Source organism: Corynebacterium sp. NPDC104732, from assembly GCF_055583565.1.
Window position 1 is genome coordinate 1 of sequence record NZ_JBVJNS010000047.1, and the last position, 1,078, is coordinate 1,078.

2 protein-coding genes are annotated in these 1,078 nt (G+C 55.9%); both read left to right on the forward strand.

Annotation, left to right across the window (positions count from 1 at the left end; all coding sequences use genetic code 11):
- Positions 1 to 69 precede the first annotated feature (69 nt).
- Positions 70 to 378 carry a transposase gene (locus tag ACZ6ZO_RS12850; RefSeq protein WP_465293095.1) on the forward strand — a complete coding sequence of 103 codons (309 nt, stop codon included), beginning with the start codon at positions 70 to 72 and terminating at the stop codon, positions 376 to 378.
- On the forward strand, positions 378 to 1,078 hold a 701-nt coding region (locus tag ACZ6ZO_RS12855), incomplete at its 3' end, for an IS3 family transposase (protein ID WP_465293097.1). The genes ACZ6ZO_RS12850 and ACZ6ZO_RS12855, both read left to right, overlap by 1 nt.

The following is a 1,078-nucleotide window of genomic DNA, read 5'->3' on the forward strand; positions in this document are numbered from 1 at the left end:
TGAGGTTACCCTCGAGTAGTGGACACCCAATTAGTACGGATGTTGTGTCCGTAGGAGAGGATGTTCATTATGAGTCAGCAACGCAAGAGGTTTACTCCGGAGTATCGGAAGGAAGCCGCGCGGCTTGTCATCGAGTCGGGCCGGCCGATCGTCCGAGTCGCTGAGGAGATCGGAGTCAGTGCCGGACTGCTGGGTAGGTGGGTCAAAAATGAGCGTGAGCGCCAGGGCAATGAAGACGGCATGAGCGCGGCTGACCTTCGTGCTGAAAACGTGAGATTGCGCCGTGAGCTTGCCGAAGCGCGGTTAGATAACGAGTTTTTGTCAAAAGCCACAGCCTTCTTCGCTGCGAAGCAACGCGAGAAGAAAAGTTCCAGCTAATGCAGCAGGAGAAGGCGACCTACAGCATTAAGCGCATGGCGAGGCTTCTCGAAGTGTCTCGTTCCGGCTTCTATGGCTGGGTGAAGAGGGACAAGGCCAAGCGTAGGGGTAAAGACCCGCGTCAGTCATTTATCGAGAACCTCGACCAGCAGATTTACACGGCTTGGGAGGACTCCGACGAAGTCTATGGTGCACCTCGTGTCACAGCGAAACTTGCCGAGCAGGGCATCAAGGTCAACAAGAAGACCGTAGCCAAGCGGATGAAAGCCATGGGTATCGAAGGAATCTCCCCGAGGATGTTCACTCCTGTCACGACAATCCAGTCTAAGAGGAAGGCGACACTGCCTGACCTGGTCAAGCGTGCGTTTGATGCAGGTGAGCTCAACCGCGTATGGCTGAGTGATATTACGTATCTGCGTACCGGTGAGGGCTGGTTGTACCTGTGTGCGGTTCGCGATGGTCATTCCCGGCGTGTAATTGGCTGGGCAATGGATCGAACCCAGTCTGCCGATCTGGTTGAGCGTGCGCTACGGATGGCGCACACGCTGCGCGGCGAGGTACCTGATGGTGTGGTGTTTCATGCTGATCGAGGTTCGCAATTCACCAGTGACCAGTTGTGGCAGGTGTGCCAGGAACTCGGAATTGCGCAGTCTGTCGGCCGCACCGGTGTGTGCTTCGACAATGCGATGTCGGAATCATT

Excerpts from the sequence above, each read along its gene's own strand:
- ACZ6ZO_RS12850 (WP_465293095.1), top strand. The coding sequence starts at position 70 with ATGAGTCAGCAACGCAAGAGGTTTACTCCGGAGTATCGGAAGGAAGCC.